At 55.0% G+C, this 25,811-nt stretch carries 25 protein-coding genes and 1 pseudogene; 14 read left to right on the forward strand and 12 right to left on the reverse strand.

The genetic code is table 11. From position 1 onward, the window contains the following. The first annotated feature begins 19 nt into the window (after positions 1–19). The 5 genes from AB4Z23_RS18030 to AB4Z23_RS18050 all read left to right on the forward strand — a co-directional run bounded on the left by AB4Z23_RS18030 (position 20) and on the right by AB4Z23_RS18050 (position 4,147). Positions 20–487 (forward strand): hypothetical protein, encoded by a 468-nt coding sequence (locus tag AB4Z23_RS18030; protein ID WP_441360427.1) that lies wholly within the window; start codon positions 20–22, stop codon positions 485–487. 138 nt (positions 488–625) lie between these two features. Then, positions 626–1,375, forward strand: a complete 750-nt coding sequence (locus AB4Z23_RS18035) for a ParA family protein (protein ID WP_441360428.1) — start codon at positions 626–628, stop codon at positions 1,373–1,375. A gap of 3 nt (positions 1,376–1,378) precedes the next feature. Continuing rightward, positions 1,379–1,780 carry a hypothetical protein gene (locus tag AB4Z23_RS18040; protein ID WP_441360429.1) on the forward strand — a complete coding sequence of 134 codons (402 nt, stop codon included), beginning with the start codon at positions 1,379–1,381 and terminating at the stop codon, positions 1,778–1,780. Positions 1,781–1,785: 5 nt separating this feature from the next. Further along, positions 1,786–2,178 carry a hypothetical protein gene (locus AB4Z23_RS18045; protein WP_441360430.1) on the forward strand — a complete coding sequence of 131 codons (393 nt, stop codon included), beginning with the start codon at positions 1,786–1,788 and terminating at the stop codon, positions 2,176–2,178. Further along, the gene (locus tag AB4Z23_RS18050; protein WP_441360431.1) at positions 2,144–4,147 is read left to right on the forward strand and encodes a relaxase/mobilization nuclease domain-containing protein; all 2,004 of its coding nucleotides are present in this window, start codon (positions 2,144–2,146) and stop codon (positions 4,145–4,147) included. Before AB4Z23_RS18045 ends, AB4Z23_RS18050 begins: the two co-directional genes overlap by 35 nt. 27 nt (positions 4,148–4,174) lie before the next feature. Here AB4Z23_RS18050 and AB4Z23_RS18055 read toward each other — a convergent pair whose 3' ends face one another. The 4 genes from AB4Z23_RS18055 to AB4Z23_RS18070 all read right to left on the reverse strand — a co-directional run bounded on the left by AB4Z23_RS18055 (position 4,175) and on the right by AB4Z23_RS18070 (position 7,187). Continuing rightward, on the reverse strand, positions 4,175–4,711 hold the full coding sequence (locus AB4Z23_RS18055) for a hypothetical protein (protein ID WP_441360432.1): 537 nt from the start codon (positions 4,709–4,711) through the stop codon (positions 4,175–4,177). A 203-nt stretch (positions 4,712–4,914) separates the two neighbouring features. Continuing rightward, positions 4,915–5,577, reverse strand: a complete 663-nt coding sequence (locus tag AB4Z23_RS18060; protein WP_258115157.1) for an acyl-homoserine-lactone synthase — start codon at positions 5,575–5,577, stop codon at positions 4,915–4,917. 74 nt (positions 5,578–5,651) lie between these two features. Further along, entirely contained in the window at positions 5,652–6,392 is a 741-nt protein-coding gene (locus tag AB4Z23_RS18065; protein WP_258115158.1) for a LuxR family transcriptional regulator, read from the reverse strand. Positions 6,393–6,758: 366 nt separating this feature from the next. Next, positions 6,759–7,187, reverse strand: coding sequence for a YybH family protein (locus tag AB4Z23_RS18070; protein ID WP_441360433.1), 429 nt, complete (start codon positions 7,185–7,187; stop codon positions 6,759–6,761). A 134-nt stretch (positions 7,188–7,321) separates the two neighbouring features. Between AB4Z23_RS18070 and AB4Z23_RS18075 the strand changes: the two genes are divergently transcribed. Continuing rightward, complete coding sequence (locus tag AB4Z23_RS18075) at positions 7,322–8,308, forward strand: AraC family transcriptional regulator (protein ID WP_441360434.1); 987 nt, start codon at positions 7,322–7,324, stop codon at positions 8,306–8,308. 41 nt (positions 8,309–8,349) lie between these two features. Here AB4Z23_RS18075 and AB4Z23_RS18080 read toward each other — a convergent pair. Together AB4Z23_RS18080 and AB4Z23_RS18085 are read right to left on the reverse strand one after the other, a co-directional pair. Then, positions 8,350–8,439, reverse strand: a pseudogene (locus AB4Z23_RS18080) (hypothetical protein); the annotation flags it as partial. Between the two features lie 245 nt (positions 8,440–8,684). After that, positions 8,685–9,635, reverse strand: a complete 951-nt coding sequence (locus AB4Z23_RS18085; RefSeq protein ID WP_441360435.1) for an MBL fold metallo-hydrolase — start codon at positions 9,633–9,635, stop codon at positions 8,685–8,687. A gap of 292 nt (positions 9,636–9,927) precedes the next feature. Here AB4Z23_RS18085 and maiA point away from each other — a divergent pair, with 292 nt between their 5' ends. Further along, positions 9,928–10,557 carry a maleylacetoacetate isomerase gene (maiA, locus tag AB4Z23_RS18090; RefSeq protein WP_441360584.1) on the forward strand — a complete coding sequence of 210 codons (630 nt, stop codon included), beginning with the start codon at positions 9,928–9,930 and terminating at the stop codon, positions 10,555–10,557. Positions 10,558–10,762: 205 nt separating this feature from the next. Here maiA and AB4Z23_RS18095 read toward each other — a convergent pair whose 3' ends face one another. Beyond that, positions 10,763–12,403, reverse strand: coding sequence for a CocE/NonD family hydrolase (locus AB4Z23_RS18095; protein WP_441360436.1), 1,641 nt, complete (start codon positions 12,401–12,403; stop codon positions 10,763–10,765). 526 nt (positions 12,404–12,929) lie between these two features. Further along, positions 12,930–13,757 carry an N-acyl homoserine lactonase family protein gene (locus tag AB4Z23_RS18100; protein ID WP_441360437.1) on the reverse strand — a complete coding sequence of 276 codons (828 nt, stop codon included), beginning with the start codon at positions 13,755–13,757 and terminating at the stop codon, positions 12,930–12,932. Positions 13,758–14,260: 503 nt separating this feature from the next. On the opposite strand from AB4Z23_RS18100, the gene AB4Z23_RS18105 reads away from it, so the two are divergent. Genes AB4Z23_RS18105 through AB4Z23_RS18120 form a run of 4 tightly spaced genes read left to right on the forward strand, consistent with a single transcriptional unit; the run spans position 14,261 to position 18,942 of the window. Beyond that, positions 14,261–15,445 (forward strand): ABC transporter substrate-binding protein, encoded by a 1,185-nt coding sequence (locus AB4Z23_RS18105; protein WP_441360438.1) that lies wholly within the window; start codon positions 14,261–14,263, stop codon positions 15,443–15,445. 48 nt (positions 15,446–15,493) lie between these two features. Next, a complete protein-coding gene (locus AB4Z23_RS18110) occupies positions 15,494–16,417 on the forward strand; it encodes a branched-chain amino acid ABC transporter permease (protein WP_441360439.1) in 924 nt (307 codons plus the stop codon). Between the two features lie 4 nt (positions 16,418–16,421). After that, positions 16,422–18,209: a branched-chain amino acid ABC transporter ATP-binding protein/permease gene (locus tag AB4Z23_RS18115; protein ID WP_441360440.1), complete on the forward strand. Its 1,788-nt coding sequence runs from the start codon at positions 16,422–16,424 to the stop codon at positions 18,207–18,209. A gap of 10 nt (positions 18,210–18,219) precedes the next feature. Next, positions 18,220–18,942, forward strand: a complete 723-nt coding sequence (locus tag AB4Z23_RS18120; protein WP_441360441.1) for an ABC transporter ATP-binding protein — start codon at positions 18,220–18,222, stop codon at positions 18,940–18,942. A 37-nt stretch (positions 18,943–18,979) separates the two neighbouring features. On the opposite strand, the gene AB4Z23_RS18125 is transcribed toward AB4Z23_RS18120, so the two are convergent. Further along, the gene (locus AB4Z23_RS18125) at positions 18,980–19,408 is read right to left on the reverse strand and encodes a MarR family winged helix-turn-helix transcriptional regulator (protein WP_441360442.1); all 429 of its coding nucleotides are present in this window, start codon (positions 19,406–19,408) and stop codon (positions 18,980–18,982) included. Between the two features lie 63 nt (positions 19,409–19,471). Between AB4Z23_RS18125 and hmgA the strand changes: the two genes are divergently transcribed. The 3 genes from hmgA (at position 19,472) to AB4Z23_RS18140 (ending at position 22,823) form a co-directional block, all read left to right on the forward strand. After that, positions 19,472–20,827 carry a homogentisate 1,2-dioxygenase gene (gene hmgA / locus AB4Z23_RS18130; RefSeq protein ID WP_441360443.1) on the forward strand — a complete coding sequence of 452 codons (1,356 nt, stop codon included), beginning with the start codon at positions 19,472–19,474 and terminating at the stop codon, positions 20,825–20,827. Positions 20,828–20,832: 5 nt separating this feature from the next. Beyond that, positions 20,833–22,140, forward strand: a complete 1,308-nt coding sequence (fahA, locus tag AB4Z23_RS18135) for a fumarylacetoacetase (RefSeq protein ID WP_441360444.1) — start codon at positions 20,833–20,835, stop codon at positions 22,138–22,140. Positions 22,141–22,211: 71 nt separating this feature from the next. After that, on the forward strand, positions 22,212–22,823 hold the full coding sequence (locus tag AB4Z23_RS18140) for an NAD(P)-dependent oxidoreductase (protein WP_441360445.1): 612 nt from the start codon (positions 22,212–22,214) through the stop codon (positions 22,821–22,823). A gap of 203 nt (positions 22,824–23,026) precedes the next feature. Here the strand turns inward: AB4Z23_RS18140 and AB4Z23_RS18145 are convergent, their stop codons facing one another. The 3 genes from AB4Z23_RS18145 to AB4Z23_RS18155 all read right to left on the reverse strand — a co-directional run bounded on the left by AB4Z23_RS18145 (position 23,027) and on the right by AB4Z23_RS18155 (position 25,782). Continuing rightward, the gene (locus tag AB4Z23_RS18145; protein ID WP_441360446.1) at positions 23,027–23,911 is read right to left on the reverse strand and encodes an SMP-30/gluconolactonase/LRE family protein; all 885 of its coding nucleotides are present in this window, start codon (positions 23,909–23,911) and stop codon (positions 23,027–23,029) included. Between the two features lie 30 nt (positions 23,912–23,941). Continuing rightward, positions 23,942–24,595, reverse strand: coding sequence for an EthD family reductase (locus AB4Z23_RS18150; RefSeq protein ID WP_441360447.1), 654 nt, complete (start codon positions 24,593–24,595; stop codon positions 23,942–23,944). Positions 24,596–24,699: 104 nt separating this feature from the next. Further along, complete coding sequence (locus tag AB4Z23_RS18155; RefSeq protein ID WP_441360448.1) at positions 24,700–25,782, reverse strand: substrate-binding domain-containing protein; 1,083 nt, start codon at positions 25,780–25,782, stop codon at positions 24,700–24,702. Positions 25,783–25,811: the final 29 nt, after the last annotated feature.

Below are 25,811 nucleotides of genomic sequence, written 5' to 3' on the forward strand. Positions count from 1 at the left end.
ATTGTACTGTAGTGCAAGTATGGAAAAGCTGCAAAGATTGAGATATGGTTGTTCAGGTACTCATTTTGCCTGTGGGGACAAGAAGATGGCGATGTATCAAAGGGCGCTCGTGGCCTTCACACTTCCATTCCGTGCCGTGTGGTTGATGTTCCAGATCGCGTGCTTTTTGCTGGTGTCAGCCGCATGCATTTTGGTCGCAGCCTTCGTCGGTTACTGGATTGTGTTGACGTTCTCATATGCTCTTCTGCCGCTAGAAATGACGGACAATCTTTGGCAATGGGCTGCCGATCTCTATGCCCGATCCGCATGGTTCAAGGCCGCGACAATTACCTCCTTCCTGCTGCTCGTCCTGCCAATCCTTCGCTTCTGGCCGGGGAGGGATCCAATTTCCGAGGCTACACGTGAGCGCGCAATGATGCGGCTCAATGAGGGGTTAATCGCAGCCCGACAGCAGGAGGAAGCACGGGCAAAGCTTCGTGGTCGGTAAAAGAATGCGCTTCCCTCGTGTCATATGGGGGCGAAGACAATTTGCTGAACCCGATGGGTTTCGATCTTCCGCTGGCGAACGCGTGAGCGGGCTCGATTGATCGCAACTTCGGCTTCGGTCCAAAGAGTGAGAAATTTTATGACAGTCAAACCTCTCTCGCTCGCCATTTCGACCTTCAAAGGTGGGGCCGGAAAGTCGACGCTGAACGTCAATCTTGCTGCGGAGTTTGCGCAGCAGGGGCACAGGACTCTGCTGATCGATTGCGACGAGCAGGAATCGTCGACGCGCTGGTACAATGTCTCCATGAAGCGGGGACTGTTGCCGACCGACGGGACATTGTTGCATCTGCGCGTAGCGCCCGGTGACAGGTTTCGTGAGCGCCTCGACAAGGCTCCCGAAGCGGACATCCGGATTTACGATGTCGGCGGTTATGTGCATCAGCGCGCGATCGAGGTCTATCACGAGTGCGACGCAATTCTCATTCCGGTCATTCCCGAGCCGACAGCTGCGACATCAGCCATCAAAGTGGCAACCATTTTGACGGAGATAAGCCGGAAGCGGGATCGTGAGCCGATCCCATACGCGGCAATCTGGAACTACGTAGACATGATTGCCCTCAAGCACAATCGATCCCTTCCCGAGGTTCACGCCATCCTGGCGAGCGGCCGGATTCCGATGGTCGAGACAGTCGTCCGCAAGAGCAATCATTTCAGCGATGTCGGGGCCGGTTATGGTTCCCTCTACTCCAAGCTTGCAGGCATTGCAGACAATCCGTCGTTGACGCCGTCGGCCAAGCGGCGGGCGTCAGAAAGCGTGCTCGACGCAATCGATCTGGTGAAGAGGATCAACAACGAGTTCATCGGGCTACTGCAGGCGGAGGCCGCCTAAACGATGTCGAGGGAAAGAACGCCTGCCGGAAACATTCTCGCCCTTGCCCGATCCCGTGAAGAGCAGGCCAGGGATGTGGAGGAGGCCGCGACCTCGTATATGCCAACGACCATCGATCTCGACACACTCATGCCCGATGGCGATCCGCAACGACAGGAAACGGCACCCTCTGAGACAGATGTTCCCAAGACCCCCGCGCCAGCCAGGCAAGAACGCAAGGATCGATCAGCGGCGCCGGTGCGGGCCAAAGCGGCTGACGTATCCGGGAAACGAAAACGGATATCGCTTTATCTCGATGACGACGTGTTGACGAAGATTTTCAGGGTTTCGTTGGAGCAACATGAGCAACTGTCGTCGGCGACGCACAGGCTCATCCTGGAGGCGCTGAAGGCGAGAGGGCTATAGATCACATGCGACACCCCCCCATCATGTTCCGTCTGCCTGATCACATCCTGAGCAATGTCGACGCACTTGCCGGACGGCTCGATATCTCCATCAACATCATCGCCAAGCTGATCGTCACCAGGGAGATCATGCATGTTCCAGCGATGCTCGAAGAGCACGACCGGCAAATGGCAAATATGCATCAGTTTCTCCGCGAACTTGCCTTTCGCAACGAGGCCGTTCTCGCACAAGAGATCGGGCACGCCGAGGGTATCAAGTTGATCGCACAGAAGCTGGACGAGGTCATAGGGGCCATCGACGCCATCCGCGACGCCGCCTTTGTCCGGCCGTCATCGTACATTGTCGAGCTCATCAGGAAACACGATGAACGAGGTCTCCAGAAATCGCTCAAAGTCTAGACCGGAAGGTCGGCGACTGCCGAGCTACCTTGATTTGATCGAAGACGATCTGCGCCGACGCGGTGGTGGTGGCAGCGGAAAACGACCGTCAGTCGGCCTAGGCAAGCGACCCTCGGTCAAGAATGCTGGCGCTGCCTCGGCGATCAGTCGGGCCGCTGGCAACAATGCGGTGGTGGTAAAGGTCCTCTCCTATGGTGCCGGGGCTGGTTCCGCCGGAAACGTGCTTGCCTACCAGAGCAAGGAAGAAAAGGCGCTCGATCAGGACGACCGCGAAGTCTCGGATCTGAACGAAGCGGCGCGTTCATGGGAGAGGGATTTTGGCAATCGGAAGGGCAGCAGCGACGTATTGCGTCTGACCTACGAGCTTGAAAAAGCCGGTCGGGAAGAAATAGCCCGAGCTCTTGGCTCCCTCGCTGCTGACGGTTTTCACCAACTTGGTGACACTGGCCGGACATACGCGTTCAGTGTGAGCGACGGTGTGAACGGGCAGACAAGATTGCATTTCGCCCTGGTGATCGCCCACGAAAAGAAGGACAGGTCTGATCGAAGCAGTAGCAATCGCATCCCGGGCGAGCTGGATGCGGCCCATGCAATCGACTCACGCCTGGATCAAGCTTTGAGGAACGAGGGGATCACACCGATCTCGCGATACCCGGCCGAGTTTTCGTCGGGCCCGAAAGGGCTGACTGCTACGCTGCACGCCATGCAACGCAGGGGCGCGGAGGTAACACTTTCGACGACCACGCATGTCGAGGAGCGTCCTGGTAAGAGCGGGCGATATCTGCACGGCACTGAGCGGCGCGAAACAACCACTGCGGATCACAAACAGCTGACGGCGGAAGCGAAAGTCGTCGGTGCGCTTATGCAGACCCGCCAGCCTCGGGATTTCATGCACCTGTTGCTCTCAGGACCGGCAAATGTCGATCGCGATCAACTCATTCTTGCCGGCCGTGATTTCCTGAGGGAGCAATTTGCTGGACACCGCTATGCCTATGCCGTCCATAATCGCAACGATCTCGACAAGCATCCACACCTGCATGTGATCGTCGCGCTGCGAAATTCCAATGGGAAGATGCTCAATCCGAACATTCGCGACTTTACCGAATGGCGACTTCGCTTCGCCGATAAAGCACGTGAACGGGGCATCCCGATTGATCGTCAGAAGCGCCTTGAGCGGGCCGGGCCGCCGCCCGTCAAACGGTGGGAATGGGAAATGTTTCGGCGAATGGGAGCCACGGCGCCGAGTAACGTCGTCGACAAAGTCCTGGCCAAGGTTCGAGATACGCCAACTGCCCCCAGATTGCAGGATGCACGAAAGCGGCTCGATCAGAGCCGCCACTCGGTCGGACTTGTTCTCAAGATGTTGGATGAGATCGCGAAGGACCGGTCTGCTCCGAGCACTGCGCGCGAGCTTAGCCAGGACATGGCGATTGGGCTCCAACGTGAATACCGGCGGCTTGAGACAGCCGTCCAGGCCGGCCGTGACCCTACCAGAGAGAAAGGAGATGAGCACATGTTGCGATCAACACCGATTAACGCTGCCCAAGCGAAGGCCGCGAAAGAAACGCTCGCAAACTCTGCGATCAATCTTGCTGCGAAGATTGCCGACCCATCCGATCGGTTGATCTTCGAACAGGCGACGAAGATCATTGGGAAGGTCGTTGGGCTCCAGCTTGACTCACGTGTGGCCAGAAACCGCGATCGTGGTGATGGGGGCCAAGACAAAACCAGCCTGAACGGTTTGGCAACGAAGTCGGCGGCTGGTCGTGATCACGTTGCGGAGCAGGGCATTGTCAACAAAAGCTCAAACAACCGTTCAAGCGATCAGTCGCGTATTGCCAGGTCCAATGCCGAGCACGACAGGACGGAAGCCGATGGCGCGGATCGCGAGCGCCAGAAGGCCCAACAACGTAGTCGCGAGTCGCAAAAGTCGATAAAGCTTCGCCCGCCTCGCGACCGCAGCCGCTGAGGCGACAATCCGTTTTCTATTCTGCGTTTAGGCTGACCGGCGACGGCTCAGCCCGATAACCCGTTGAATCTCGGTGTGAAGCCGTTGAATGTCCACAATTTCAGACGGAGAAAGATATTGCTGTTCCCTTTCTATCAAGGGCGGAATGGTTCGATCCGCTGGAAGACCAGAATATTGCAGAGCCGCAATATCTGCATCGTTTGCCGCCAGCAGACCAGCCGCCGTGCTGTTGACAAATATGGCTTCCTGCTTGTCGACACCATACCATTCAACGGCTTGTAAGATCATCCCGGAGATCAAACCATCGGTCTTTCGTCGCTCCTTTCCTGTCTGGGCAGCGACTCTACTTTCTTGCGGAGAAAGACCCCATGTCATCCAGAAATCCGGCGCCGCCTCCCGGGTCCGCAGTAATTCGTCGAGTCGTCCGGTGAGGGCCGCAAATTCTGCTATGCCGTGGGAGCCGACGTCCATTCCTCTTGCATCCGAGATAAACCCAAACCTTATGCCGGTTACGCGCAGATGCTGAAGCATTTGGACGAATTCGTTGCTGATGTCTCCCAGCATGAAATCCCTCGGCGGGCTTTGCCGTGTCAACAGGGTCCCATCTCTCTCGAAAATGACGAGGCCCGTAGAGCCGATTTTCCGGAATGTGTTGCCATTGTAGTTCATTCGCTAACGATCAAAGCTGGAAGCCAGCCTTGCCTTATTGAAACCTCGATACCTTGTGCGGCTCCCTCCAGTCCTGGTTGGTTGCCGCAGTCTCCGATTCAAGCGGTTATGAATGCCGGCAATTCGCCCTGCCTGGAAAATGAACGGCCTGCATACAAAGGTCCTGCCACTTTCAAGTTCAGCCGCATTTGCGCGCGAACGCGCTGGGAGACCTCGAAGACTCCGCAGCAAACTGGAAACCTTCCGTAGCCGTCGGCTCGACCGAGCTCATCGAACTCTGCACCGGCGCGTTTGTACAATCTCCGCATGTGCGGTTCATAGTTCGAGATCAGAGTATCGATGCCGTTGTCGAGGGCCACTTCGCACAGTGCAAGGAGGAGCAGGCAGAAGGCGCGGTCTGGGCGCATATCGGGAAAGTCGCGCGCTACGGTCTCCTCGTCGATACACATGCGCGTTCCCTCCCATATGCCGGGCGCGACAAGATCACAGGCATTGGGGAATGTTTCGCGGAAGACGTCGTAGAGAAGCGTGGGGCCTGTCGTCGGCATAAGACGAACCGAGCCGTAGAGCTTCGCCCGATCGTCATCGCACCAGAGGAGATAGCTGGGCTGAAGATCGTCGTAGCAATCCCGTTCGTAAGGGCCTGACACTGATACATCCCAGCCGAGGTGGTCAGCAAAGACCCTCTTTCTCAGCCGGAATGATTGATAGAGAAGCTCAAGATGTTTGTGATATTCGTGAGCCTGAACAAGAATGTACATGTTTGCCTCCATCGTTCGATAGAAAGCACCATGAGGATTGCACAAGGGCCGATAAATACCCCGGATTGGTACCCTCAGCTGTGGGTATTGCCAAATGGATTGATCAGCCGTAGCTGCATTGCCCGCGCAATCGTAAAGGTGATTGAGCCACCCCCGAGCTTGTGTCGAGCCGATTTAATGTAGGCTCGAATGGTATGCTCGGAGAGATTCAAAATGACAGCAATATCTACGCTGTCTTTGCCCAGGGCGGTCCAATGCAGGCATTCGATTTCACGACTGGATAGCTGCGGTATTGGGTCGTGCTCGCCGTGAAGTTCGAAGATGGCCTTGTGATGGATAAGAAAGGCCAGCTCCTTCCATTCGCTCCGGAATTGTTCAACGATTGCGTTCCATTCGTCAGCAGACTTGTGCGAATTCAGGGAGAAGAGCGCACGGCGCTTTTTGTCGACGATCGGAATGGAGTAGCCGTTGGCGCCAACATCGTTTTCCCTGGCGTCATGCAAAAAGTCACGGGCCGCTAATGAAAACTCGACCTCGCGCCAATCGAAGGGCAGTTGCCGGAGGAGACCTTCGCGCAGAATGGGATCGACTTTCGCGTATCCTCGTAGAAGGTAACGAGCAACCCATGCGTCGCGGTATGTCGTGCGTACATATGGAGTATCGACCACGTCCGCTACCGTCAGCGCAAGGTGGTAAGTTGAAAAGTCGATATCGTAAGCCACTTCCAGGACGCGCAGCGCATCGTAAACACTCGGGGCATTCTGAACCGCATGAACAATATCTTGAAATTCATCCCGTACTCGTAAAATCTCCATTCAAAACTCCACCATAACGTGTGTTGCGGCCAAAATGACAGTGCGGCCAAGGGGCATAGCGAGCTGATATCAACACGTTATGGTATAACATATCGCATAATGTATGTTATGGAACTTTAGTAGGGGAGCTTCGCCTGACGTGCTGTAAAAACGGAACCTAGCGTGACCCAAAGTTTATGAATTTCCGAGGTTTACACAGTTCGCCATAGATTGCTCAGTTCGTTGTTTTTTCGAGGGTCTCGACCAAAGAACGACAGCTCGGATAGTCTTGTTCATAGTACGCTCCCCACATGGGACGAGTTATCGGCTTGCCCTCCAACGGAAGGCAAGCCGATCGAGAAACATCGGATTGGAGTTCATCGGTCACTAAACTGAGGCGATATCCACCGATTTTGTCAGACCCCAGTTCGAATGGACAATGCGCCATTGACCATCAATCAGGCGATAGACTTCCGTGCAATTCCAGGCACGCAGAGGTTTTTCGCCCTCGGCTCCGTCTGAGACAAATGTATTGAGGTTGTAGCTCAACACGGCAAGATCGCCCACCTCACTGACGATAACGTCAGGATTGAGATATTCATTCCGAATAATATGAGGGTTCTTGTAAAGCTTTTGGATATGGGCAATCGCAGCTTCACGACCCACAAGGAGCTTCTCTACGAGAGGATCGAAATAGACGAGGTCTTCGTGCCAGCTTTCAAAGTAGCCACTGGTGTCGCCTATGCTCCAACGCTCGTTGGCCGAACGCTCCAGCTCAAGAAGCGTCTCTCCGATTTTTTTCACATCAATCGACATTTTTTATCCTTCAAAATAACCATTCACATGGCTATTAACAGCCATGACATCGCACAAAAAGGCAGATTTCCGCGAATTCCTGATAGAATTCGGACATGTGGTGATTTCAGTATGCCCGGAAAGGTTATGTAAAAATGGCTTCCACTAGCCGGAGGAAGGTTGATGTCGAACATCTCGGCTATCACCCCTCGGGATCATATCGGTACGACCTTGAAGTCTTCGCAGTAGCTGACCTCAAGGGAAGAACACCGAGGGAGGCCATGCAGTTTACTTACAGCTATGAATTTTACATGCTGATTTGTGTCACCGAAGGCCGGTGTGTTCAGATTGTGGATTTCGAACCGGTATCCTGCTCCGCCGGAACCTTCCTTGCACTGCGGCCAGGACAAGCGCATAACTTCGGTAGCGACGAGGGCTGGAACGGATGGATTATCCTGTTTCGCCCCGAGTTCCTTTTGCCCGCGCTTTCCATATCCAACGACCTCCGGCCGGTCTTTGATCTTGATCGCTTGCCAGCGAGCCTTACGCTGGACGCCTCTGAGCTAAACCGTGCATCAGACGCCATTGTTCGGATGCGCGACGACTCGCTAATCGAATCACGATCAGTACTTTCCCCACTGGACGGGAATGCCAGCACAGAAAAACTTGCAGCGGACGTCAATGCGTTGCTGCGTTATGAATTCTATGCCTTTGTGACGTGGCTTGCTGTCATACATGGCAGGCGACCGGGCCAGGACCACCAGAATGCGGGGGCGCTCCAACGCTTCAATCGCTTTCAGAATCTTGTCGAGCAGCAGTTTTCCGAAAAGAGTCAAGTCAGTGATTATGCCAGGCAACTTGGGTGCACGGAGAAAAGCCTGACGCGAGCTACGAAAATAGCAGTTGGCATGAGTGCAAAGGCATTTCTTTCCAGGCGCCTAACTCTCGAAGCCAAGCGCTTGTTAGCACATACCGATTTAGCGGTCGGTGTGATTGCGGAAAAGCTGGGATTTCAGGAGGCCACCCACTTCAGCAAGTTCTTTAAGCGTGAAACAAACTGCAACCCGAAGGAATTTCGTCTCCGGACTTTGTCCTTAATGCCTGCTGCTACGCCACACGTTGGGATCATGAGGGATGGATGAACGTCATGCCGACGTGCCACATCGCAGACGCGTGCACGAGGCTGAGCTGCTTGCGCCAAGATGCTCAGCTTCACCTCCAACGGCCAGCGTCGTCTGCGTTCGATGCCTGAAATAATGTCCATGCGAGCCATGCCAACCTCTAAGATCCCGATCTAATCTCAGCATTAATGCTGGTACTAACGCCAGATCATCGCCTGGATGGCTCATTTCGAGAAATGACTTGGCCGGGCACACACGACAATGGTTGCTTGAATTTAAACGCGAATAAAAGGCTTGAGGCACCGGGTGAGTGATTATCAAGCACTTCTCAAATAACTTGGACATGTCAGATGCACCAGTTCGGTCACGCCGTAGGGCGTGACCGAAGCAAGAAAGCTTATCCGTGAAGAGATTCCCACATCGCCTTGTCACGCTCTGCAGTCCATACGCGGGGTGTGTCGATACCACGTGCTTCATCATAAGCGCGCGCAACGTTGAACGGGAGGCAATGTTCGTAGATCGCATATTTGGCGAACTTTTCATCGCAGGCCGCCCGGCACGCATCCCACGCCTCTTTCAGGCTACCGCCACGCGCAGCGACTTGGGCAACAGGTTTATAAGTACTTTCAAGGAAGTCTGTCGTACTGGCGATTGCCTTCGCAACCATATCATGGCCAACGAGAGCGTCACCGCGGCCCGGTACAATTGCTTTCGGACTGTATTTAGCAATTTCCTGAAGGGTGCGGGGCCAGTCCGTAAAGTGTGCGTCACCGCAGTAACATGCAGAGTGATATTCGACGATATCACCGGTGAACATCACCTCTTCATCCGGAACCCAGATGACTGAGTCGCCGGCGGTGTGCGAGCGACCTAGATGCATGATCTCGACCTTGCGCTTGCCGAGATACACGGTCATCTTACCTGAAAAGGTTGTGGTGGGCCAGGTTAGACCAGGAATTTCCTCGTGGCCTTCAAACAGGCGCGGGAAGCGCCCGAATTCAGAATCCCAGTCCTCCTTGCCGCGTTCTTCCACCTGCGAACGGGCTATATCCGACATAATGATTTCTGTGTCACCGAATGCCGACGCCCCGAGAACTCGCACAGCGTGATAATGGGTGAGTACGACATGCTTGATAGGTTTATCTGTCACGGACCGAATGCACTCAACGACTTTCCTGGCAAGGCGTGGCGTAGCCTGTGCCTCGATCACCATCACGCTGTCATCGCCAATGATCACCCCTGAATTCGGGTCACCCTCTGCGGTGAACGCGTAAAGATCTCTGCCAATCTCGCTGAAAGTGACTTTCTTCTCGGTGAGATCGCCCTGCGATGCGAACTTCTTTTCCATTGGTGTTTCTCCTGCATTGTTCTCGATTTTGGCTACTTGATCTAGCCGTCGACCAACCCATTAACTGGTCAGAAGACGCCCTCTGAGTGCCGTTGGTGACAATCCCGGGGGCAAGTAGATGAAGAGGGAAGCATCCCAACGCAAAAATTCATGTCCAATTCTTGCTCAGACGGGACGCCTCTATAACGACGGAACGAAGTCGTATTTGACAAACGAGTTCGCGTATAACAAACATACCGTCAAATTCTGGGAGGTCAAGCTCTCGCCTTGGAAGCAATCATTGGAGGCTAAAATGCCGGCTCTTTTGTACGACTATTGGCGCTCATCGTCGGCCTATCGGGTTCGAATCGGGCTCAATCTTGCGGAGATTCCGTTCAAGACAAAAACTGTCAATCTCTTGGAGGGCGAGCAAAGAGAAGAGCAATATTTGTCGCTCAATCCTCAAGGTTTCGTGCCGACGCTTGACCTTGATGGGCGGATCTTCACGCAATCGCTGGCAATCCTGGAGTATCTCCATGACACGAAAGCAGCCAACCTGCTTCCCGATGGCGCCATGGAGCGTGCCCGTGTGCGTGCTCTTGCTTACGCAATCTCGATGGACCTCCATCCGATCTGCAACGTCTCTGTCGCGAAGTACGCGGTAGATGCTTCAGACGGTCAGATTACAACCCAGGCATGGATGCAGCACTTCATTCAGCGCGGCCTTACGGCGTTTGAAAGCATGCTGGATACTCCGGAAACGGGCGCGTTTTGCCACGGCGATCAAATCTCACTCGCTGACATTTGTTTGATCCCTCAGGCTTATAATGCGCAACGATGGGATGTTGATCTAGAAGCGTGGCCACGAACGGCCGGTCTATATAAATCCCTCGCGCAAATTCCTGCTGTCGCTTCCGCTCACCCAGATCAATTTAAATCGTAATCTTTGATCACTCAGGCGGGCATGTCGACGCGGTGAAAGTACGTTTCGACAACCTGTGTTGGAAGCATCATCATGAAGGCTATATCGATTGGAGAGGGCATCAAGAGATTTACTAATTCCCAAGGCGATCGTCTAAGCGGCGAGATACTGCCCGGGGGCACTGACTAAAGCCGGGCAGTATCTATCGTTGAAGAATATGGCGGGATTATCTAGACCGCACCTGACAAGGCCCCTCGCCCGCCAACTCAGGATCGTTCTTCCAGAACGGTATTCCTGGATTGTCACTCGATACCCAGCATTCCGCCGGCGCGAGAGGAAGATTAATCGCCGAGGCGGTTTCAGGTCCATAATGAAGCGTCGTCGTGCCCCCCGCCAGTGACGCTGCCTGAGGACCGGTGGGAAAGCATGGATCAAGACCGAGCGGCGGCCCGCATTTGTCTGAAGGCGTTTGCGTTGTTATAACCAGCCGAAGCTTGCTGCCCGCGGGAATAGCGGCAAAACGTGCCGACACGGCGAAGTCATATTTGTTTACTTCGCCCGGCTTAACCGGCTTATTAACGGCATAAGCGCCATAGGGCCGAACAGGCAGACCCTTGGTATCGAACCACGATCGGTCAGGGTCGTTTTCGGATAAGCTGCCGAGCACTGTACCTGATGATATCCTCGTAGCGGCCCCATCAGCGTCGACCACCTCCAGAGTTGCGATCAGTTCCAGGTTTTTTGTGTTCGATGAAGCAAAGAGAGATGCGCTGATCGGGCCGGCTAGTGTGGCGCCATCCACGAAAGCCGGGGAATCAAACTGGAGTATGCTGCCGGCGCCTGGCTGTGCCCAAGTGATTCCGTCGCGGCTCGGCGTCGCCGGAACGTCTTTAGACAATGTCCTGTCGGCTGAGAGATAGTACGAGGTGTAGGTGCTGACCGGTGGATAGGCGCCTGTGTTGAACCAGCGGTTCGAGATCATTTCATGCGCGTGGATCGGTGCATTCGTGTCTGCCATTCCGGTCTTGGCGCCCTTCAGCCAAGTGTCGTACCATTCAAGCGTAATGCGATCATCTTCGTTCTCGCAATGCCCACCTTGCCCCATAACGATCTGATACCGGCCTGACGGAAGCTTGCTTTTCGCCATCTGACCGAAAACCGGGAGCTTTTGACTGGCATTCTGCAGATAGGCGTAGAGCTCCAAAGAACTCTGCGCGTAAATATCGCCTTCGTTGCTCCAAAGCAGGACCGGAACACCAGTATCGGCGACTTTCTGTACAAGGTTTCCAACAGTGCGCAATTGCCAGTACGTGCCATCATAGGCTCGAGAGCCTCCGGTCGTTACCTCCTCAAGGAAAGTGACGCCTGTAGGTGCGGTTTTGCCGCCCATTGCGCTTCCGATAACACGTTGAAAATTCAACGTCTGCGACGGAATCCCACCAGCGAAATACGGCTCACGATATAGTTCTGCTCCCATACAATAGGGCGCTATCGCTCTAACCGGCGAGTTTGCACCAAGCTCCGCGACGGTCAGAACCTGGTTGATACCGGCGTAAGATCCACCATGTAACCCGACAACCCCATTTGAATTCTCGAGCCGTGACGCAGCCCATGCAACAAGTTCTGCTCCGTCTTTTGCTTCCCGTTGATCGAAAAATCCGAATTCACCGCCAGATGAAGTGGTGCCGCGAACATAGGCGGTGGCGAAAATATAGCCCCGCTTTACAAAGTAGTCGCCTGCGGTCGGCTTCGTATTCAGATAAGGCGTTTGCGTAAGAAGGACAGGAAATGGCCCTTTCGCCCGTTCGCCCGTGTTGAGGTCGGTCGGGTAAGAGACATCGACCTTCAGGACAGTGCCGTCGTTCATGCGAACCGATGTCTGTGTCTCGACCTTCGCGCCGAAAATTGCTTCTCCAGGCGTCCACGTTCCGCCGGGCCAAGGCGTTGCGGACGCGTGCGGCGTATGCTCTTGTGCCCAGGACGCAGATGCATTGAGGCATACGCATCCTATGAACAAGGCGGCGGCGCCCATCACCTTCGCTGCAGCCGTTACGCGATTAGGTGATCTCACGATTCCATGTCTCCCGACCATGCTGACTTCCTCTCCTGTTGTCATTTCTTTCGAACCACCGCCGTCAGGGCAGCAGATCTTGGGGTTGGACCTAGAAGCGGGCGACGCCAGTGACTGCCTTACAGAGCTGCTCAAAAACGCACCATATTTCCCGGCCAAAGGACCATCGCCGCAGTAAGGAAACAGGATGAATGACCTCCCGCTTACGGGCGTGTTCTCGCTTGCGGACCTAGAGGAAGAGGTACCGCGATATCCGTTTATCGTCAATACATTCGGTATTAGCAAATTTAAGGCTATGCCCGCCCGCTATGTCGTTTCGCCACTAGTCGTAGAAGTGTGGCGCGCAGTCGAAGTTTGCGAGGTTGCACTCGTCATGACCGAAAAAGACACGGGCCTTGCTGTTTTCAACAATGCGCTTCAACCTTCTATTCGAGGAAAACCACGCATCCTGATTCCGCATTCCCCAGCCAGGTGGCTCTGACGCTTCGAAATTTCCCAGGAACACGCACTGATCCGACGTGAAAAAGATCGGCCCTGAATTCGTCAGATCCAGCAAAAGTCCCATGAGACCGTTTGCGTGCCCGGGCAGCAAATGAAACGTCACCCCTTTGAAAACCTCGACGGTTGAACCGGTCAACGGCTGCCAGTTGTGTTCGAACGACAGATAATCAGGAAGATAATTGCCGTAATCCTCCTTTGTCGCGACCGCGTAGAATGCCTGGCGCAATTCGTCTTCATGGACATAAATCGGAATGCTTGTGCCAGTGAAGTACTGAAGGCCGCCGGCATGATCCAGATGGAGGTGGCTAAGGACGATCGCTTTGACGTCTTTGATGCTGTTCCCTGTCGATTCAATCGCCCGATCCAAACGATGCTCATCCGTATACTCGATCCAAGGGAAGCCGTCAGCAAAGTCCGGCCCCCAAGCAACGGCAGGATCAGGTGCAGACCCGCAGTCATAAAGTACCAGGCCAGCGTCAGGATGTGCGATCAGCATCGCAAACATCAACATGCGGCGGCGCTCGTGCGTGGGGAAAGGGTCAGACACGGTCGAACTATTTCGCCCGCGTAGAAACCATCCAACATCGCCTTGTGTTGCTCCCAGACGCAAAATCCAGACCTTGATGTTCTGGTGAGATGACCTCTCCATCGAATTCTCCTCCTCCGATCGCGTGCAATCGTTCCTCGTTGTGAGGCTATATGCAAATCTCTTCGTTCCTCAACAACTTTCGTTCAGCCTCCCAAATTCTCGTGGTCCACTCGAGAATCATGCTGTTTTCTGTTTGAGCGCTACGGCCCTCCCGGTTTCCAGAATTTTGGGGACTCGGTATAAAAATACCGCACAATCAATAAGTTACTCGCGATACCTCTCATAGAATTAACACTCACTGCACAGTGAAAACTTCCAATTTGTTTGTCTATTGCTAATCAATTCGTCATGAGGTATTGGTCAAACTCGCCCGCTGCAGCAGCGGGAAGGAGGACGCCAGCTTGGAGGAGCAACGGTGAATGGAGGAGAGCTGCCGTTTGAACGTTTGTTCAAATGGCTGCGAATAGCGAGGTATCTCGTCACGCCAATGATCTCCACACATACCGCGCCTCAAAATTCGGCGATGAAACACTGCTTTTTTGAAGTGGAGGAGAACAATGACAATGAAAAACAGTCTCTTTAATGCGGCGCTTTTGACGAGCGCATTGGCAGCGGCGACGGCATCTGCGCAAGAAATCAAACTCGGGTTCAATGGTGACCTTTCGGCATCACCGTCGGCACAGAGCGGACAGGCGGGTGTGCAAGGCATCCAGGCCGCTATCGAGGATATCAATGCTGCGGGAGGCGTGCTGGGCCAAAAGCTCACACTTGTGATCCGAGACGACTTGTCTCAACCGCCAAAATCTATCCAAAACATGAGTGATCTTATCGACAGCGAAGAGGTCGTCGCTGTTTTTGGACCCACAAACTCCGGTAATGCCCTCGCTTGGAAACACATTCCAAACCAGCGAAAGAATCCGTCGCTCGGTTGTGTGGGTTCGGCAACGGATATCACCAAAGCGATGCCTGGAGCCGACAATTACATGTATCGCGTCTCGATGGTCGATCGGGCGCAGATCGCGGGCATGGTTGCCTATGCGAAGAACCGGCCTAGCACCAAAAATGTCGGCTTCCTTGCTGAAACAACTGGCTACGGCCAAGGCGGTCTCAAAGACCTGACTGCTCTCGCTGAAGCGAAGGGTCTAATCCCGGTAGCGACGGAGAAATTCGGCGTGAACGATACCGATATGACATCCCAGCTCAGCAAGATGAAGGCTGCGGGCGTCGATACAGTCCTCGTCTGGGCGCAAGGTACCCCGATAGCGCAGTTGCTGCGCAGCATGGAAAAGATCGACTATTCGCCGGTGACACTCACCTCGTGGGCGGCCGATAATGCAAGCTTTTTCGACACTGCCGGTAAGACCCTCGCAGAGCGGCCAATCTTCATGCGTACGATCACGGAAGATCGCACACCAGATCAGCAGAAGCTTTACGACCGCTTGGCGCCAAACCTGAAGTCGAAAAGCTCTTTCAGTTTCGCAGCGCATTGCTATGACGCAACGCTCATCCTGGCCGCTGCGATAAAGCAGGCAGGCGACACGGACGGCGCCAAGTTGCGCGAAGCCCTTGATAACCTCCAGGCTCCCGTCAAAGGCGTGATGAAGACCTACGAGAAGCCCTTCACAGCCGACCAGCACGAAGCTCTGACGGCGTCGGACTATCGGTGGACGCACTGGAAGGACAGCAAGCTCGCGACATATTCCGACGAAACCGTTCAAGCTCTGAAGCCTTCCGACTTCGAGGAATAACGGAGGGCTTAATCGCGCCTATCCCGATAGATCATTTTTGGAGCGGTCATGCTAGCAACCTATATACAGACACTTGTTAGTGGCCTGGCGATCGGCGGTGTTTACGCACTCATCTCGTTGAGCTTTAGCATCACATTTACAACCACCAAGACGATGAACTTCGCCCAGGGCGAGTTCATCTCCTTTGGGGCTTTCATCGGAGTTGCAACGCTCCTTGCGTTTTCAGGTTTGGCTGGTGGCCTAACCGCCGTTCCCGCTGAAGCGGCGGCTGGATGGCGTTATCCGGTTGCTGCGATCATCGCGACTCTGATCGCTGGGGGAATGGGAGTGCTCATTTTTCTGCTCGCTGTTCGGCCATTTGCCGGGAAGCGAGGCATGAACTGGGTTATGAGCACGATCGGTTTTGGCGTCATCTTGCAAAGTATCGGATTGACCATATGGGGCCCGGCTCCGGTAATGGTGCCGTCTCCGCTTGGCGACAATGTGTTGCGCATTGCGGGTGCCGGTGTCAGGCCGCAAGAGATTCTCGTCCTCGTCTCTGCCATAATCATCATGGTGGCTTTCGATCTTGTCATGCGCCGCTCAAAGATCGGAAAAGCGATGATGGCGGTCGCTCACAACCCACAGACCGCTAGCCTAATGGGCATCAATGTCAGTGCCATGATGATCGGTGCGTTCGCTCTGTCGAGCGGGCTTGCAGGACTTGCCGGTGTCCTGATTGCGCCTATCGCATCCGCTTCGCTCTTCATGGGACTGGCCTTCGCGCTCAAGGCTTTCTCAGGCGCTATCATCGGGGGCCTCACCAATCCGCGTGGCTGTATCTATGGCGGCTTTATTCTCGGTGTTCTCGAGTCCGCTGTCGGCCTTTGGCAGGCCCAGTGGAAGGAGATTGTCGTCTTTGGCCTCATCATTCTAGTCTTGGCAGTTCGCCCGCAAGGGTTGTTCGGACATGCCGCAATCGACAAGGTTTAAGCGTATGCGACATCTGATTGGAGCCGTCGGCCTCGCGGTCTTACTTGCGTGTGCTGCTTCGTTCATCCAGAACGAATTCTACTTACGCACCCTCTTTATGATCTGCATCTACTTTCTCTGTGCCGCAGGCATGAACGTCCTCTTGGGTTTTGCAGGGCAGAAATCGCTTGGTCAGGCGGGGCTTTTTGCAGCAGGTGCCTACACGGTAGCATTGCTGACGACACTATATGGCTTCGGACCCTGGACATCGCTTCTGCTCGCCTGCGTCGTATCCGCGATTTTTGGCGTATTGATCGCCGTTCCTTCGCTACGCGTCAGGGGTCCGAGCCTTGCAATGGTAACGCTGGCGTTCGGGATTGTCATCGAAAAGCTGGTGGCGGAGGGTTCAGACATATTTGGTGGCGCTATGGGCATCTATGCCATCCAGCCGCTGACTTTCAGGGGTGTGCCTTTTACAACACTTCAGTGGGTTTGGTTCGGCCTGGCTCTCTGCCTTGTCACCCATCTACTGCTAAGAAACCTGCTTGTCGGGCGGTTTGGACGCGCGTTCCTGTCGCTTCAGGCCGATGAGATCGCCGCTGGGGCGGTGGGAGTGCCAGTCTATCGCTATAAAGTGCTCGCCTTTGTTATTGCGGCTGTGACTTGCGGGCTTGCTGGTGCGATGGTCGCCCAGCAGAACCAGTACATCAATTCCGACTTTATCAACTTCAACCTGTCGATCTTCATTCTGCTGCTCGTTCTGTTTGGCGGTAGCGGCTCGCTTTATGGGCCTCTTCTCGGAGCAGTAAGCTTGGTTATCATTGGGGCAGTCCTGGCTCGATGGACCTGGGCGGAGCATTTCGTGAACGGCGCTCTCCTGCTATTCGCCCTGTTTGCCATGCCCAAGGGTCTTGCGGGGGTCCTTTCCAAGCTCCGGTTCGGTTCAACCCGCGAACACCATGCTGCCGAGGGTAGCTCCAAAATACTTCCTGCTAGCGACCTTTCAATTAAGCTCCCGACGCGCTGCAATCAAAAGCCCGGCACCTCCCTGATGACAGTGGAGTCGTTGAACAAAGCTTTTGGCGGTGTCGTCCCCGCAAAGGACGTATCTGTGAAGCTTACAACGGGCCACATCCACGCTTTGATCGGCCCGAACGGGGCTGGAAAAAGCACGTTTATCAACATGCTGACTGGCATCATTAGAGCCGATCGGGGCAAGATCGAATTCCTGGGCGAGGATATAACTGGCCACAAGGTCCACGATATCTGCCGTCGCGGTGTGGCAAGGACCTTCCAGAACCTTCGACTATTTCAGGACTTGTCCGTGCGCGAAAATGTCCTGCTTGGCCAGCACTCGCGCATGAAGAATGGGTTTGTTTCTTCGCTCCTTGGCCTGCCGAAGGCGACTCGAGAAGAAGCCCAGGCGCTGAGAAGGGTCAACGACGTCTTGCAATTCACCGGCCTCACCCAGTTTGCGGCCTCTCCTGCAGGAAGTCTTGCTTATGGCCTGCAAAGGCGCGTTGAGCTTGCCCGAGCGCTGGCGTCTGAACCCCAAGTCCTTTTGTTAGATGAGCCGGCAGCCGGTTTGAATCCACACGAGACGGCGGAGCTAGGTGAGTTGCTGGTCCGGATCCAAAAAGAAGGGGTCACCATCCTCCTGATCGAACATCACATGGATCTGGTCATGGCGATATCCGACCATGTGGTCGTTTTAGACTACGGGCAGAAGATTGCCGAAGGAAGGCCCGACAAGATTCAATCCGACCCCCGCGTGATGGAAGCCTACCTTGGCGCCATCGTTGAAGCAGCATAGGAGACCTGCGATGCTGGAGCTCAAAGACGTTACCCTGGCCTATGGTCCAATTACCGCAGTTCGCGGCGCATCGATTAAGGTCGAGTCGGGCGAGGTCGTCGCGATTGTCGGAGGAAACGGAGCAGGAAAGAGTACGCTCCTCAAGGGAATTGCTGGCCTTATGCCGGCCGAGGCGGGCGCGATCCATTTCGATGGCGCAGACATCACGCGCGTCCAGCCTCACATTCGTGTGGCGCGCGGCCTGGCGCTGTCGCCGGAAGGTCGTCAGGTGTTTTCTGATCAGTCAATCTACGATAACCTGACGCTTGGCGCCTATTTCCGTAATCTCTCCAAAAATGATCTCGAAGCGGAAATCGAAGAACAGTTCAAACTCTTTCCCCGACTGCGCGAGCGCAAGGGGCAGCTTGCCGAGACGCTTTCCGGCGGTGAACAACAGATGTTGGCCATCGCGCGCGCACTAATGAGCAAACCGAAGTTGCTGCTGCTGGACGAACCTTCACTCGGTCTCGCGCCGAAGATCATCCAGGAAATTTTCGCCATCATCGTGTCACTGCGAAAAGCCGGCATCACAATCCTTCTGGTCGAGCAGATGGCCAACATGGCACTGGCCATCGCCGACAGAGCCTATGTCCTCGAAACAGGTAGAGTGACGATGTCAGGTTCGGGGCAGCAGCTTCTTCACGATCCGAAGGTTCGTGCCGCCTATCTCGGGGTGACGCACGATGCAGCGTGAACACGACTGCGCTGCGTCAGTCGCCTACTTGGCATGACTATTCTCCTTCAAGAGCAGCTTCCAGTTTCGTCAGCAAGAGCAAGATCCGGTCGGCGTCAGTTCCGGTAGCGTCGAGTATCCGCTTTTCGAATGCGATGGCTCGTGGCACCACATCGTCATAGACGCGGCGGCCCGCGACGGTCAGGGACAGTACCTCCTCTCGTCGGTCCTCCTCGCGGGATCGGCGACTGAGCCAACGACGGTCTTCAAGAGCCCTGACTGCGCGGCTGAYCTTGGTCTTGTGCATGGCCGAATGTGCACCGATTGCACTGGCGCCCATCTCATGGAACTGGCCGAGTGTAGCAAGGACACGCCACTCGGGGATCGTTAGGTCGTGGTAAGGCCCATAGACCGCCCGGAATTCTGTCGAAACCCGAGAGGCGAGCCTGTTGAGACGGTATGGAAGGAAATTTTCAAGTCTAAGCATTGCCATCGTTGATAGTTACAAAAAGGACAGTTACGTTTGTAACTAGATTTAGGAGGAACAATCATGAATGTCCAGAATCCTGTATTCCAAGCCACAGAAAAGTTAAGCGTTATCGCCGCAAACGATGGATACATGTCCGGTTTCGGCAATGGCTTCGAAACCGAGGCACTTGCAGGCGCTTTGCCTATTGGCCGAAACTCGCCCCAGAAATGCGCGTACGGCCTGTATGCCGAGCAATTGAGCGGTTCCCCCTTTACGGCACCCCGCACTACCAATGAACGGTCTTGGCTCTATCGCATTCGTCCGACAGTCGCCAACTGGGGCAGGTTCGAAAAGGTCGATATCGGCTTGTGGCGCACGGCCCCCGCACACGAAGTCGACGTTCCGATTGCGCCCATGCGCTGGGATCCGATCCCCATGCCTGAGGAGCAGCTCAGCTTCATCGAAGGTATCCGGACAATCACGACCGCCGGGGACGCCGGCAGCCAAGCTGGCATGGGCTCTCACGTATATCTTGCGACACGCTCAATGGTCGACGAATACTTTTATAACGCCGACGGCGAGATGCTGATCGTTCCAGAGTTCGGCGGCCTGCGGCTGTGGACAGAGTTCGGCATCATAGATGCGCAGCCGGGCGAGATCGCACTTATTCCTCGTGGGGTTAAGTTCCGGGCCGAACTGATCAGTGGTCCGGCGCGCGGTTATATCTGCGAAAACTATGGTGGTGCTTTCAGCCTCCCTGAACGTGGGCCGATCGGTGCGAATTGTCTGGCCAACCCACGCGACTTCCTGACGCCCGTTGCCGCGTACGAGGACAAGGACGCGGCGTCGAAAATGTTCGTCAAATGGTGCGGCAATCTCTGGGTGACCGACATTGACCATTCTCCGCTGGACGTTGTCGCCTGGCACGGCAACTATGCGCCCTACAAATATGACCTTCGCCGATACTCCCCAATCGGCCCGCTTCTTTACGACCACGCGGACCCTTCGATATTCACAGTCCTGACGTCGCCATCGGAGACACCAGGGACAGCGAATATCGACTTCGTCATCTTCCCCGACCGCTGGCTGGTAGCCGAAAACACGTTCCGACCGCCATGGTACCACATGAATGTGATGAGCGAATTCATGGGTCTGATTTACGGCGTCTATGACGCAAAGACAGGTGGTGGTTTTGTCCCCGGTGGCATTTCATTGCATAACACCATGCTCCCACACGGTCCGGACATGGATGCATTCGAGAAGGCTAGCAATGCCGAACTAAAGCCCCACAAGCTTGAGGGTACATTGGCATTCATGTTTGAGACACGCTTCCCACAAAAAGTGACCTCCTTTGCAGCCGAGACGCCCTCGCTTCAGAGCGACTACGGCTCCTACGGCAAGCGCCTCACCAAGCATTTTGATCCCACAAAGCGTTGAGTATCATGAATAAGATTGATCAGACACATGACCCGAAGCTCAAGAGCTGGGTTGAAAGTGCAAATATCGGATCCGATTTCCCGATCCAAAACCTGCCGATCGGCATTTTCAGCTATGAAGGGGCAGAGCCTCGGGGAGGGATCAGGATAGGTGACAAAGTCCTGGACATCTTCGTCGGATTTGCTGCCGGCCTTTTTTCAGGTTCAGCTGCAGAAGCAGCAGAAGCGGCGTCCGGAAAAACGCTGAATGAGTTCCTCAAACTGGGCGAGAGCGCGCGGCGCGCTTTGCGCCTACGTTTGTCCGAAATTCTTTCGACGGGGGCTGTAGAGAAGGATCGCGTCGAGAGATGTCTTCACCACGTCTCAGCAGTCACGATGCATGTCCCTGCGCAGATTGGCGACTACACGGATTTCTATGTTGGGATTCATCACGCGACAAATGTCGGAAAGCTCCTTCGTCCGGAAAACCCGCTGCTTCCCAACTACAAGCACGTTCCGATCGGGTATCACGGCCGCGCATCCTCCATCCGAGCATCCGGCGTGCCGACCCGACGGCCAATGGGGCAACTCAAGGCTCCAGACGCTGACATGCCCCGTCACGCTCCCACGGAGCGGCTTGACTACGAGCTGGAACTCGGCGTCTGGATCGGTCCCGGCAATGATCAGGGCGAGTCTATATCAATTGGCGATGCCAGCTCGAGTATCGCGGGTTTTTGTCTCTTAAATGATTGGTCTGCGCGAGACATTCAGGCTTGGGAGTATCAGCCACTCGGACCGTTTCTCTCAAAAAGCTTCGGTAGCACGATCTCGCCGTGGATAATCACGCCGGAAGCGCTGGCTCCGTTTCGCATCGCACAGCCCAAGCGCCCGGATGGCGACCCTGCGCCGCTTCCTTATCTCACTGATGAGATGGATCAGTCGGAGGGCGCTTTTGACATCGAGCTAGAAGTACTTCTCCTTACACCCGGTCTGCGGGAAAAGGGTCTGCCTGCGCACCGCCTATCAATTTCCAACACACGGCACATGTATTGGACCGTGGCGCAAATGATTGCGCATCACACAGTCAACGGCTGCAACCTACGGTCCGGGGACTTTCTGGGGTCGGGAACAATATCCGGGCCAGATCGTAGCGGTTTTGGGAGCATTTTCGAAACCACCGAGGGAGGCAAGCATCCGATTGAGCTCGCTTCAGGAGAAACCCGGAGATTTCTGGAGGATGGTGACGAGGTGATCTTGCAAGCGCGTGGTCGAAGGGACGGCTACGCTACCATTGGCTTTGGCGAATGCCGCTCCCAAATCGTGCCGGCTCGATAACGCCCGACTGATCGAGGTCGGTCCTCACAGAGCATGCAAGTGCGCAATGCAATGACATCGAAGGAAAGCACATGGCGAAGGTTGCGCTGATTGGAGCGTCGGGCAGGGTCGGATCAGCCATCCTAAAAGAGCTGGTCAGCCGCGGACACAGGGTGACTGCTGTTGCGCGCAAACCGGATGCTATACGCGACGAACAAGGCGTCACAAAAAGGAGGGGCGATATCTTCGAGCCTGGCGAACTTGCGAACATCCTCCAGGATCACGATGCGGTCATCAGCTCGGTCAAATTTGTCGGGAGTGAACCTTCTCAACTGGTTGACGCCGTTAGAAAATCTGGCGTCAGCCGCTACCTGGTGGTGGGTGGTGCGGGCAGCCTTGAGGTCGCGCCCGGTCAAAAACTCAGCGAAACCTTATCATTCCCCGATGCCTTCAAGGCCGAAGCTGCCAGAGGAGGGGAATTCCTGGACTATCTTCGAACTGTCACAGATCTAGACTGGACCTTTCTATCGCCGTCTGCACTATTTAGTCAGGGTGAGCGCACAGGCAAATTCCGTTTGGGTATGGACGAACTCCTGACGACTGATGGAAAGAGCGCAATCTCGTTCGAAGACTACTCGGTTGCGTTGGTGGATGAACTGGAAAAGCCACGACATGTGAAGCAGCGCTTCACCGTAGGTTATTAACGCAGGGCCGCGCTGGCCGCTTAAGATGATTTGCTGAGATTCTAATATTTCTACTGACTGACGAGATTACGGGCCGCAAAGCAGGGGTTTGCCCACCATAATCCTGTGATAGCTCTGGGGTTACGATCTTGAGGTAACCGCCACAAACCTTTGCGGATAAAGTCCGCAAAGGTTGTCGGCACGGTGAGGCTTTATATTTCAGATCAGAGCGATAGGCGTGGCCGATGCAATGCCAAGCCGGAACACGGCATTTCGACGAGTTCCACGGCCGAGTGCTCGACCTCAGTTACGATAGCGGTCGACGTATTGCCAATAAAGGCGATATTGGTCGTGCGCGATCCGTTCGTCTTGATGACGTCAACGAGCTTCCCGGTCAAGTCGAGGACCGAGATGCCGCCCTGACCATAGATCGTACAATAAAGCCTTCCATCAGCGCCGAACGCCATACCGTCCGGCCCAGCCCATTCCGGGAAATCGCCGGTCTGGTAGACGTTACCAAACGGACGTCGGATCGGATCAACCTCGCTTAGATCATAGCGATAGACGTTTCCGGTTAGCGTCTCGTTGACGAACAGAAAACCATCGGCATTAAATGCCAGACCATTGGCGAATTTCATGCCGGCATCAATCTCTCTGAGCACAGTTCCTGCCACCGGATCAATTTCAAAAATACAACCCTCGTAGTCGAAGCTCCGGTAAGCTGGGTCAATGGAAATGCCGGTGATATACGTGGTGTCGAGTATCCCGGAATCCGTCAGATAAAGCAGACCGTTCGGTCCAAATCGCAGGTCGTTTGCCCACAAGAACCGCTTCGTCGGATGTTTGATCTCCCGAACGATCGTTCCGTCCACATCGTAGCAGATTACGGCACCATGCCTGGCCTCGGCCACCCATAACCTGTCGTTGCCATCAATCGTCATTCCGTTTGGTCGACCACCAACCTCTATGGTTGGCACGATCCCATCGGCGTAGCTGACACGCGACACGCAGGCACGTCCTGCGGCCATTTCGACGGCCCAGAAGCTGCCATCCGATTTCACCACCGGACCTTCGCCTTCGATGATGCCCGTTGCGATTACCTTGTTCATTGTTTCGCTCCTCCTCCTAATTCGAACAGATCACTGTTGTGGCAAGACAACGACTTCCTCGACCTCGAACCCGGCCACGACGCCGATTTGACTGCTCTCCTTGACCAAGGCAGCGGCAGCTTGAGCATCGCTCTTATTTTCAACCCAGACCTCCATAACCAGATCGACAACCTGCTCCCCTGCAGAAATTGTATGGTCCACCACAACGTCTCGAGCGATGATCGGGTTAATTCGAAATTTCCAGCTGGCGTCAGCTTCGCCCATCACGGACCCAATGCGCCCAGCAAGTTCTTGCACGTCGCTCTGGTTGCAATGCAGAAGATAAAGCAGCTTGATCGGTAAGGTGGCAGGCCCAAAGGTGTTGAAATCGCCGGCCTCCTGTATCAGCAGCGTGACGTCGCTGAGAAAACCACGCAAGTCGATGATGCAGGCTTGCTGCTCTTGGGAAGCCATGGAGATTTTCATTGCCTCGATATCATCGAAGTAAAGCTGCGAGATTCCGTCGACGCGGTGGAGCCCGGACCCGCTGTTTGAGGGTAGCCGTTCATGAACGTGGTTTTGCGAATATGCCCGAAGCCCATCTATCTTCACGACGAGTGGCGCGTGGACGTTTCGCCAGTGCTCCGTGAAGGTTCCGAAATCGATGCCATCGCGATTGCGTATCAGGCCACTGCGGATGATCATTGTTCTTCCCTTTTTGTAATTTTTTTTGCAGCCACACGAGCGTGTAACTCGCGGACATTGGGGCGCCGAATGGCCGCGGCCTTCCGGCGCCAGGGGCAATACGGCTACTTGATCGCCTTCATCAGCGCTTCCTGTGATAGAAGCGAAGTAAAGTCGGCGTCCGGGGGCGCATTGCCATCGCATTTCGGATCTTGCGACTTGAAGCTGTCGACATAAGTCAGGGGCACTAGTCTGGTGGTTTCATCAAGCTTCGTGCCCTCGAATGCTGCAAGGCCTTGCCGCAGTGCGAAACGGACGATCGTGATCGTGCTGTCGAGCGACATGTAGTCCCAGCCATTGCCCGCTGCCTTGTCGGCCAGATACTTGCAGTTAATGTCGTTCTGGCTGGCAAGAACGGTCTGTGCAGGAACTTTTAGGCCGACTTGCTGGAAGGCCTTGATACCCGCAAGCGAAATGACGCCGTAGTCTGACATCACAACATCGATCTGCGGATATTTGGCGATCAGGCCCGCGACGACTTTTTGCGCGTCCGCCGGGTTCCAGTTTGTCACCACATAGTTCTCGTCGAGGAGACGAAGGTCTGGATAATCCGTGATGCCTTCACGAATTCCGTCCATGATTGCCTGAGACGTTGCAGCGCCTGGAAATCCACCAAGGAACACGACGTTTCCTTTCTTGATATTCTTCCCGGCCCAGCGCACCATCTCCTTGCCCACCTCAGTCATTTCCTGGTGCGGGTTCGCCGTGTAATCGACGCCGGGTGTACCTGTCAGCTTAGCGTTATAAGGAACAACAACCACGCCGGCCTGCAGTGCGGCGCGATACGCGGGAAGTGCGGCATCGCCAAAATCGGCAAAGGTTATAATGATATCATACCCCTGCGCAACGAAGCTGTTGATATCACTACTGTATTTCTGTGCATCACCGCCAGCGTCGGAATAGGCCGTTCGCTCAATGTTCGGGCACTTGGCCGCCTCGTCCTTTACTTCGGCGATGGCGATTTTGCGCCACGTATTTCCGCCGTATCCGTCGACCATTGCGACACTGGCCGGCTTATCGCCGCAGATCGTGGCAATGTCTGCGCCCTTACCGAGTTTGCCGAAATCCGCAGACAGCGCCGGTATCGACAGCCCAACGGATGCCACTGCAGTCACCAGGGTAATATTTAACATATTGAATTTTGACATTGTTCATTCCTCCCGTGCGACGTTTGGAA

Origin of the sequence: Agrobacterium sp. MCAB5, assembly GCF_052114365.1 — a bacterium.
Classification (GTDB): Bacteria; Pseudomonadota; Alphaproteobacteria; order Rhizobiales; family Rhizobiaceae; genus Agrobacterium; species Agrobacterium tumefaciens.

Excerpts from the sequence above, each read along its gene's own strand:
- AB4Z23_RS18050 (WP_441360431.1), top strand. The coding sequence starts at position 2,144 with ATGAACGAGGTCTCCAGAAATCGCTCAAAGTCTAGACCGGAAGGTCGG.
- AB4Z23_RS18100 (WP_441360437.1), bottom strand. The coding sequence starts at position 13,757 with ATGGAGAGGTCATCTCACCAGAACATCAAGGTCTGGATTTTGCGTCTG.
- AB4Z23_RS18030 (WP_441360427.1), top strand. The coding sequence starts at position 20 with ATGGAAAAGCTGCAAAGATTGAGATATGGTTGTTCAGGTACTCATTTT.
- AB4Z23_RS18095 (WP_441360436.1), bottom strand. The coding sequence starts at position 12,403 with ATGAACGACGGCACTGTCCTGAAGGTCGATGTCTCTTACCCGACCGAC.
- AB4Z23_RS18120 (WP_441360441.1), top strand. The coding sequence starts at position 18,220 with ATGCTGGAGCTCAAAGACGTTACCCTGGCCTATGGTCCAATTACCGCA.
- AB4Z23_RS18075 (WP_441360434.1), top strand. The coding sequence starts at position 7,322 with ATGGCTTCCACTAGCCGGAGGAAGGTTGATGTCGAACATCTCGGCTAT.
- AB4Z23_RS18060 (WP_258115157.1), bottom strand. The coding sequence starts at position 5,577 with ATGTACATTCTTGTTCAGGCTCACGAATATCACAAACATCTTGAGCTT.
- AB4Z23_RS18040 (WP_441360429.1), top strand. The coding sequence starts at position 1,379 with ATGTCGAGGGAAAGAACGCCTGCCGGAAACATTCTCGCCCTTGCCCGA.
- AB4Z23_RS18065 (WP_258115158.1), bottom strand. The coding sequence starts at position 6,392 with ATGGAGATTTTACGAGTACGGGATGAATTTCAAGATATTGTTCATGCG.
- AB4Z23_RS18110 (WP_441360439.1), top strand. The coding sequence starts at position 15,494 with ATGCTAGCAACCTATATACAGACACTTGTTAGTGGCCTGGCGATCGGC.
- maiA (WP_441360584.1), top strand. The coding sequence starts at position 9,928 with ATGCCGGCTCTTTTGTACGACTATTGGCGCTCATCGTCGGCCTATCGG.
- AB4Z23_RS18055 (WP_441360432.1), bottom strand. The coding sequence starts at position 4,711 with ATGCTGGGAGACATCAGCAACGAATTCGTCCAAATGCTTCAGCATCTG.
- AB4Z23_RS18105 (WP_441360438.1), top strand. The coding sequence starts at position 14,261 with ATGAAAAACAGTCTCTTTAATGCGGCGCTTTTGACGAGCGCATTGGCA.
- hmgA (WP_441360443.1), top strand. The coding sequence starts at position 19,472 with ATGAATGTCCAGAATCCTGTATTCCAAGCCACAGAAAAGTTAAGCGTT.
- AB4Z23_RS18140 (WP_441360445.1), top strand. The coding sequence starts at position 22,212 with ATGGCGAAGGTTGCGCTGATTGGAGCGTCGGGCAGGGTCGGATCAGCC.
- AB4Z23_RS18150 (WP_441360447.1), bottom strand. The coding sequence starts at position 24,595 with ATGATCATCCGCAGTGGCCTGATACGCAATCGCGATGGCATCGATTTC.
- AB4Z23_RS18155 (WP_441360448.1), bottom strand. The coding sequence starts at position 25,782 with ATGTCAAAATTCAATATGTTAAATATTACCCTGGTGACTGCAGTGGCA.
- AB4Z23_RS18035 (WP_441360428.1), top strand. The coding sequence starts at position 626 with ATGACAGTCAAACCTCTCTCGCTCGCCATTTCGACCTTCAAAGGTGGG.
- AB4Z23_RS18045 (WP_441360430.1), top strand. The coding sequence starts at position 1,786 with ATGCGACACCCCCCCATCATGTTCCGTCTGCCTGATCACATCCTGAGC.
- AB4Z23_RS18070 (WP_441360433.1), bottom strand. The coding sequence starts at position 7,187 with ATGTCGATTGATGTGAAAAAAATCGGAGAGACGCTTCTTGAGCTGGAG.
- AB4Z23_RS18085 (WP_441360435.1), bottom strand. The coding sequence starts at position 9,635 with ATGGAAAAGAAGTTCGCATCGCAGGGCGATCTCACCGAGAAGAAAGTC.
- fahA (WP_441360444.1), top strand. The coding sequence starts at position 20,833 with ATGAATAAGATTGATCAGACACATGACCCGAAGCTCAAGAGCTGGGTT.
- AB4Z23_RS18115 (WP_441360440.1), top strand. The coding sequence starts at position 16,422 with ATGCGACATCTGATTGGAGCCGTCGGCCTCGCGGTCTTACTTGCGTGT.
- AB4Z23_RS18145 (WP_441360446.1), bottom strand. The coding sequence starts at position 23,911 with ATGAACAAGGTAATCGCAACGGGCATCATCGAAGGCGAAGGTCCGGTG.